6 protein-coding genes are annotated in these 7,412 nt (G+C 68.8%); 2 read left to right on the top strand and 4 right to left on the bottom strand.

The features are described from left to right. The first annotated feature begins 165 nt into the window (after nucleotides 1–165). Nucleotides 166–999: a YihY/virulence factor BrkB family protein gene (locus C492_RS02755; RefSeq protein ID WP_008420298.1), complete on the top strand. Its 834-nt coding sequence runs from the start codon at nucleotides 166–168 to the stop codon at nucleotides 997–999. Between the two features lie 9 nt (nucleotides 1,000–1,008). On the opposite strand, the gene C492_RS02750 is transcribed toward C492_RS02755, so the two are convergent. Next, nucleotides 1,009–1,416 carry a response regulator gene (locus C492_RS02750; protein ID WP_008420297.1) on the bottom strand — a complete coding sequence of 136 codons (408 nt, stop codon included), beginning with the start codon at nucleotides 1,414–1,416 and terminating at the stop codon, nucleotides 1,009–1,011. 143 nt (nucleotides 1,417–1,559) lie between these two features. Next, on the bottom strand, nucleotides 1,560–4,220 hold the full coding sequence (gene mutS / locus C492_RS02745; protein ID WP_008420295.1) for a DNA mismatch repair protein MutS: 2,661 nt from the start codon (nucleotides 4,218–4,220) through the stop codon (nucleotides 1,560–1,562). Between the two features lie 222 nt (nucleotides 4,221–4,442). Between mutS and C492_RS02740 the strand changes: the two genes are divergently transcribed. Then, entirely contained in the window at nucleotides 4,443–5,195 is a 753-nt protein-coding gene (locus tag C492_RS02740; protein ID WP_008420293.1) for a universal stress protein, read from the top strand. Nucleotides 5,196–5,261: 66 nt separating this feature from the next. Here C492_RS02740 and C492_RS02735 read toward each other — a convergent pair whose 3' ends face one another. Both C492_RS02735 and C492_RS02730 read right to left on the bottom strand, forming a co-directional pair. Next, complete coding sequence (locus C492_RS02735; protein ID WP_008420291.1) at nucleotides 5,262–5,972, bottom strand: universal stress protein; 711 nt, start codon at nucleotides 5,970–5,972, stop codon at nucleotides 5,262–5,264. Continuing rightward, on the bottom strand, nucleotides 5,969–7,384 hold the full coding sequence (locus C492_RS02730) for an APC family permease (RefSeq protein WP_008420289.1): 1,416 nt from the start codon (nucleotides 7,382–7,384) through the stop codon (nucleotides 5,969–5,971). Before C492_RS02730 ends, C492_RS02735 begins: the two co-directional genes overlap by 4 nt. Between the last annotated feature and the right edge of the window lie 28 nt (nucleotides 7,385–7,412).

The raw sequence follows: 7,412 nt of genomic DNA, 5'->3' as shown, positions 1-7,412 counted from the left end.
TCAGAGATGTGTATAAGAGACAGGACGAGGCGTTCCCGACGACGCGTTCCTCCGATCCGTGACCCGAGTCGACCGCGGGCGAAAGCGCACCGACCTCGCGTAGCGCGGCCGTCTGACGGCAGCTTCCGGGGCCGGGCTTTTCCATTCGGCCGCCGTCCGTCCGGTATGGATCCGCGACGGGGTGGCTCCCTCGCTCGAGACGCCGCGAGCGTGATCCGCGAGCACGACGTGCCGTTCATGGCCGGCAGCATCGCTCACGCCGCCTTCCTCTCGCTGCTCCCCTTGCTTCTCCTGTTGCTCGTCGTCGTCGGCGCGGTCGGCAACGATCACCTGACCGAGCAGATCACGCTGCTGGCTCGCGATCACCTCAGCCCGGCTGGCGAGGGGCTGGTGTTCGAGGCCCTGACCAACGCCTCCGAGCGCGCCGGCGCGTCGCTCATCGGTGTCGCCTCGCTGCTGTGGGGAATGCTTCGGGTCTTCCGCGGGCTCAACACCGCGTTCGACGAACTCTACGGTGGCGCGGAGACCTCGTTCGGGGAGAAGTTGTTCGAGGGCGTCGTCGTCTTCGGCGCTATCCTGATCGCGACCGTCGGCACCGGAGCCACCGCGGCGGCGCTGGCGACGGTCGACCACGCGGTCGTCGAGGCGGGCTCCCCGCTGGCGCTGCTCGTCGGCCTCTCGATCGCCTTCTACCCGATGTACTACCTCTTTCCCGATCCCGACGTCGGGGTTCGCGAGGCCCTTCCCGGAACGGTCGTCGCCGCCGTGGGCTGGGTCCTGCTCGAGGGCGTCTTCGGGATCTACGCCGGGCTCGTCGACACCGTCGGCACCTACGAGACCCTCGGGGCGGTCATTCTGTTGCTCGTCTGGCTCTACGGCAACGCCCTCGTCCTGCTCGTCGGCGCGTCGATCAACGTCGTGGTCGGCGGCCATCACACCGACGGCACGGACCGCGACGCCGCCGACGAGGCGGACGCGACGGAAGGCGTTCGCGTGTGATCTCCGGCGCTACGCGAGCCGTCGAGCGCCGCCCAACCGCTCGGCGAACCGCCGTAGTTCGTCGGCCTCGAGCGGCTTGACTGCGTAGGCGTCCGCCGCTTTGGACTCGGCGCGGAGCGTTTCCGCCTCGAGGCGCGATCCCGCCAGAACGACCACCGGCACGTCGGCCAACCGCTCGTCGCTGCGCAGTTCGGCCAACACCTCCCGGCCGTCTTTCCGCGGCAGGTACCAGTCCAGGAGGACCAGATCCGGACGCGGCGCGTCGGCGTACTCGCCGCGCCGCCGGAGGAATCGCAGCGCTTCGACCCCGTCACCCACGACGTGTCGGTCGCTCTCGATCCCCGCTTCGTTCAGCATCTCTACCGTGTACCGGACGTCGGCCGGATTGTCGTCGACTATCAGTAGGTTTCGTACCACCCTTCCACCTCCTAGGATCACTGAGAATCCAGTAGCTAATAAACGTATTTCAATATCTCTGAGTGTGTACGGATAGTACTAGACGATATCTTATAAATTTAATTAGATACTAGAACCGTGAGGAGCGAGAACGATCCCGAGCGTTACTCCTCGAGGCGCCGTTGCCACTCCCGGACCTTCGAGAGCAGTTCGACGGGCGGGGTCTCGTTGACGTCGACGTCCGCGAGGTCCTCGAGGACGCGTTCGGTCTCGGGGTCGAGCGCCGACTTCGGATCGGCGCCCTCCACTGTCGGTCGCTCGCCGCCGTCCGCGTTCGCGGGGCCGCGGAACTGCCCGCTCGAGACGTCGAACACCGTCTGGACGGGCTCGCTCGACGGTCCGCCCTTGGCCTCGATGGCCTTCTCCTCACGCAGGCGCCCGAGGACCTCCCGTGAACGGTCGACGACGGGGTCGGGAACGCCCGCCAGGTCGGCGACGTGGATCCCGTAGCTGCGATCCGTCGGGCCGTCCCGGACCGTCCGCAGGAAGGTCACCTCGCCGTCGCGCTCGTCCGCGGCGACGTGGACGTTCGCTACCCGGGGCAGCTTCTCGGCGAGCCCGGTCAGCTCGTGGTAGTGGGTCGCGAACAGCGTCTTCGCCCGGACCTCGTTGTGGAGGTACTCCGTGGCGGCCCAGGCGATCGAGATCCCGTCGTAGGTCGCCGTCCCGCGGCCGACCTCGTCCAGAATAACGAGTGACTCCTCGGTCGCGGTGTGGAGGATGTTCGAGAGCTCGCTCATCTCGACCATGAAGGTCGACCGCCCCTGCGCGAGCTCGTCGAGCGCCCCCACGCGGGTGAAGATGCCGTCGACCAGCCCGATCTCCGCGTCCTTCGCGGGGACGAAGCTGCCGATCTGGGCCAGCAACACGATCGCGGCGACCTGGCGCATGTACGTCGACTTCCCCGACATGTTAGGCCCGGTGACGACGAGGAAGTCCCGGTCCTCGTCCAGACGGACGTCGTTCGGGACGAACTCGGTCGTCTGCTCGACGACGGGGTGACGACCCTGTTCGATCTCGAGGCGATCGTCCCGGCGGAGATCGGGCTCGACCCAGCGGTTCTCCGCGGCGTGAGTCGCCAGGCTCGCCAGCGCGTCGACGGTCGCCAGCGCTCGACCGACGTCCTGCAGGAGTTCCGCCCGCGCGGCGACCTCGTCGCGAAGCTCCTCGAACAGCTCGTACTCGAGCTCGCCGCGTCGCTCCTCCAGTCGCAGGACCTCGCGTTCTTTCTCCTCGAGCTCGTCGGTCGTGAACCGCTTGGAATTTTTCAGCGTCTTGATCTGCTCGTAGTGGCCGGGAACGCCGTCGGCCGCCGACTTCCCGACCTGGATGTAGTACCCGTCGGTCTTGTTCCGGTCGACGGTCACGTGGTTCAGGCCGTACTGGCGTTTCTCCCGGTCGGCGAGGGTGTCGAGCCACTCCCGGACCGCCTCGTGGCGCTCGATCACCCCGTCGAGTTCGTCGTCGTACCCCTCTCGGAACAGCTCACCCTGGGTCACCGTCGAGGGCGGGTCCTCGACGATCGCGTCCTCGAGCTCGGCGCGCAGCTCGCGGGCGTCCTCGCGGTCCGGGCGCTCGAGGACGTCGACCAGCGGCGAGTCGGCCAGGTCGGGGTTCGAACCGACGGCGTCGGCGACCGCCGGCAGCACCGAAAGCGTCTCGCGGACCGCGACCAGGTCCCGCGCGTCGGCGCTGCCGTGGCTGGCCTTCGAGGCCAGCCGCGCCAGGTCGTAGGCCTCGCCCAGCGCGTCTTGAATCTCGTCGCGGGCCAGCGCGGCCGTCGACAGCGCGGCGACGCTCTCCTGGCGGCGCTCGAGGTCCGCGAGCGATCGACGAGGGCGCTGGAGCCACTCCTTGAGCAGTCGCCCGCCGGCGCTGGTCGCGGTGTGATCGATCGTCGCGAACAGCGACCCCTCGCGCTCGCCCTGCATGGTTTCGGTCAGCTCGAGGTTGCGCTGGGTGGTCGCGTCCAGCGTGACGTGGTCGTCGCCGCGGTGGGCCTGAATGCGGGTCATCGAGGCGAGCACGCCGGCGCCGGTCTCCTCGACGTAGGCCAGGACGGCGCCCGCGGCTGCGACGGCGGGTTCGCCGACGCCGAGGCGGTCGACGGTGCCGTCGCCGAACTGCTCGCGGACGGCGTGGTCAGCCCGCTTGGGCGCGAAGGCCTCGGTCTCGTGGAGGGTCAGCGTCGCCTCGAGGCGCTCGCGAACCAGCCCGAGCAGGTCGTCGTCGGCCCGGACCTCGGGGCCCGGCAACACCTCGACGGGGTCGAACCGGTACAGCTCCGTCAGCGCCTCGTCGGCGTCGTCGGCCTCCGCGACGAGAAATCGTCCGGTGGTAACGTCGGCGAACGCGAGGCCGTAGCCGGGATCGTCGCCGCGGGTGCTCGAGTCGGCGACGATCGCGGCCAGGTACTGGGCGTCGGCGTCGCTGGTCTCGAGGAGGGTCCCGGGGGTGACCACGCGGACGATCTCGCGGGCGTGGCCCGAATCGGTCTCGTACTGGTCGGCGACGGCGACCCGGTAGCCGCGCTCGACCAGGGCCTTGAGGTAGGGCGTCAGGTCGTCGACGGGGACGCCCGCCATCGGGTACGACGAGCCGTGGGAGGACTTCTGGGACACCTTCAGCTCGAGCTCGTCGGCGACGATCTCGGCGTCCTCGGCGAAGAACTCGTAGAAGTCCCCGCACTGCATCGTCAGCAGGTCGGCGTCGGTCTCCTCTTTGAGCGAGAGAAACTCCCCGACGATCCCCGTCGCCTCTGTCATAGGCGGAGCCTGGCGTTCCATCGCAAAAACCCTGCGGGATCCGCACCGAAAGTGATCGGCGTCGGTCGGGATCGTCGCGGACCGTGCCGACTGGTTCCCGGCGTCTCGGCTCCGCCGACGGCTCGGCACCCGGCTTTTCGCGTCGTCTTCGATCCGGTGACTGTCGTCGCCGTCGCTACGGAGTACTATTACGCTGGCTGTCGTACGGTACCAATCTACACTATGGGCGCTCCCCGCGACTACCGCGTACTCGTCCCGGTCGACATCTTCGGCGGCGAGAGCGTCCCGCAGACGGTCGTCGAGGTGCTCGCGTCGGTCCCGGTCGTTCTCCTCGGCTACCGCGAACTCCCCGACCAGGTTGGAACCGATCAGGCCCGCGACCAGTACGGCTCGCGCGCCCGCGTCGAACTCGACGAGTTGCATACCGTCTTCGAGGACGCGGGCTGTCTGGACGTCTCGTCCAGGCTCGCCTTCACGCACGATCGCCTGGAAACCATCGAGCGCGCCGCCGTCGAAAGCGACTGCGACGCGATCCTGTTACTCAATCCCGTCCCGGTTCTCGAGCGGGTGCTCGTCGCGGTTCGGGGCGACGTCAACCTCGAGTACATCGCCCGGTTTCTGGGTGCGGTGCTCGCGGACACCGCACTCGCGGTGACGCTGTTCCACGTCGCTCCCGACGAGGACGAGCGGAGCCGCCGAACCGAACTCCTCGACGCCGCCGTCGACGAACTCGTCGCTACCGGCGTCGCCCGCGATCGGATCGACACCTCGATCGTGGTCGACGGCTCGCCGACGCGGGCGATCCTCGAGGCCGCGGCCGACCACGACATGCTCGTGGTCGGGGAGAGCCGGCCGTCGATCCGTCGATACATCTTCCGCGATCGGGCGAAGACACTCGCCAGGGAAGCCGTCGACCCGGTGCTCGTGGTTCGCGGGGAGTACCTCGAGGACGGCGGAGATGCGACCGACTCCTGATCACCGCCCGCGGCTGAAGCCGCGGGATTTCTCCGCTCTCCTGTCGGTCGACTCGAGGTGTCTCGTTCAGTCCACGTTCGCGGACTCGTCGTCTTCGCCGTTTCGGACGACGAGCACTGGACCGACCGACTCGGCCGCGACGCGTTCGGCGTCCTCGCCGAAGACGAGCGTCAGCAGCGACGGCGCCCGCTCGCCCATCACGACGGCGTCGTGGCCGACCGCCGCGTCGACGAGCGCCTCGAGGGGCGGTTCGTCGACGGCGAGTTCGGTTGCCACGTCGATCCCCCGATCGGCGAGTCGGACGCTCGATGCCGCGAGCAACTCGCGACCCGCAGCCTCGTCGTCGGTCGCCAGAAAGAGCGTGACGCCGATCCCCCGGTCAGCGACCAGCGCCGCGACGAACGAGACGATCCGCTCGACGGCGACGTCGCCCGTCAGCGCCACGAGCAGCCGGTCGATCGGTCCCGTCGCGCCCGGAACCGCGTACGCGTCGGCGCCCGTCTCCCCGGCGACCCGATCGAACGTCTGCTCTCGGTCGTGGGTGAACACGAGACGGTAGTCGGCGGTCCCCTCGCCCACCCCGAACTCGGCCGCCAGGTCCTCGAGCGCGTCGGTCGCGCGCGAGCCGTACTGGTCGCGGGCCTGGTCGGGCGGCGTCTGTTCGGGGAGCTCGTGGTAGCCGAGCACCGTGACGTTCGCCGACTCGAGCAGCGTCGTTAACCCGGACGAAACCGATTCTCCCTCCAGTATCGCAAGCGGAACGAGTACGCGTGTCATAGCTTTCCTTTCAGGTCGACGTCGCGGGCGTAGTAGTAGTACCAGCCCGCGGTCGCGATCATGACTCCGACGCCGACGAGTTGCGATGCGGGCTGCATGAACCCGATCAGCGCGAAGCTCGCGACCGCGCCGAGGGCGGGAACGACGGGAAAGCCCGGCACCCGGAAGTCGGGGTCGTACCACTCCGGCTCGTCGCGGCGTAGCGCGATCAGCGCGACGCAGATCAGCCCGTACATGATGAGGTGCAGGAACGAGGCGACCTCGGCGAGCAGTTCGACGCGTCCGGTTGCGGTCAGGACCAGGATCGGTCCCCCGGCCATCCCCAGCGCGACGTGGGGCGTCCCGTACCGGAGGTTGATCCGGCTCGCGCCCCGGGGTAACAGCGCGTCCCGCGAGACGGCGTAGATGGCCCGCGACGTGCTCAGCACCGATGCGTTGGCGCTGGACATCGTCGCGAGCAGCCCCCCGAAGACGATCGCGAACGCGCCGGCGGCCCCGAGGTAGTGACGACCTACCTCGACCATCGCGGTCTCGCCGAACCGCGAGAGCTGTTCGCTTCCGAAGGCGCTGGTCGCGACGAAGATCGTCGCCACGTACAGCACGCCGACGATCAGCACCGAGCCGACCATCGCCAGCGGCAGGTTTCGTCCCGGATCCTTCATCTCTCCGGCGACGGTCGCCACCTGCGCGAAGCCGAGGTACGAGGTAAACACCAGCGCGGCCGTCGTCATCACGGGGACGGCTCCGAACGGCGCGAACTGCTCGGGAGCGGTCGGCTCGCCGATCAGTCCGGCCGCATCGAGCCCGCCGTACGCGAGAAAGACGACGAGGATCGACAGCAACAGCGCGACGATCCCGTTCTGGAGCTTCGCCGCGTTCTCCGTTCCCGTCACGTTCAGGACGGTAAATCCCGCGCCGAACAGCAGCGCAAGCGGAATGACCAGCCCTCCCCCGACCGCGACGCCCAGTTCCGCGAGCGTGTCGACGGCGTAGTAGCCGAACCCGACGAGATAAAACGCCGCCGCGAACACGAGCCCGAACCACAGCGAGAGCCCGACGACGGCCCCGAGGAGCGTCCCGAGTCCGCGGGAGATGAAGTAGTACCCCCCGCCGCTTTTGGGCATCGCCGTCGCGAGCTCCGAGGCCGGCAGCGCGACCAGCAGGGCGATCGCGGCCCCGATAGCGAACGAGGCCGCCGCGGCGGGTCCGGCACGGCCGGCCGCCAGTCCCGGAAAGACGAAGATTCCGGCGCCGATCATCGTTCCGATTCCGATGGCGAGTCCGCCCGAGAGCCCGAGCGTGCGCTCGAGTTCGGCCTCGTCGGTGATCGTCGCCTCTTCGGTCTCGACCGTCGGCTCGACTCGCGGGGATTCGCCCTCGATGTTGGTACCCCCGGGCGACGGCTCGTCCATGAGCGTCGATACTCTAGCGGCGCGTATA

The organism is Natronococcus jeotgali DSM 18795, assembly GCF_000337695.1.
Lineage (GTDB): Archaea > Halobacteriota > Halobacteria > Halobacteriales > Natrialbaceae > Natronococcus > Natronococcus jeotgali.
This window is presented reverse-complemented; position numbering and strand designations above follow the sequence as displayed.

Coding starts and splice junctions, on each gene's coding strand:
- C492_RS02755 (WP_008420298.1), top strand. CDS start 166: ATGGATCCGCGACGGGGTGGCTCCCTCGCTCGAGACGCCGCGAGCGTG.
- mutS (WP_008420295.1), bottom strand. CDS start 4,220: ATGACAGAGGCGACGGGGATCGTCGGGGAGTTTCTCTCGCTCAAAGAG.
- C492_RS02740 (WP_008420293.1), top strand. CDS start 4,443: ATGGGCGCTCCCCGCGACTACCGCGTACTCGTCCCGGTCGACATCTTC.
- C492_RS02735 (WP_008420291.1), bottom strand. CDS start 5,972: ATGACACGCGTACTCGTTCCGCTTGCGATACTGGAGGGAGAATCGGTT.
- C492_RS02730 (WP_008420289.1), bottom strand. CDS start 7,384: ATGGACGAGCCGTCGCCCGGGGGTACCAACATCGAGGGCGAATCCCCG.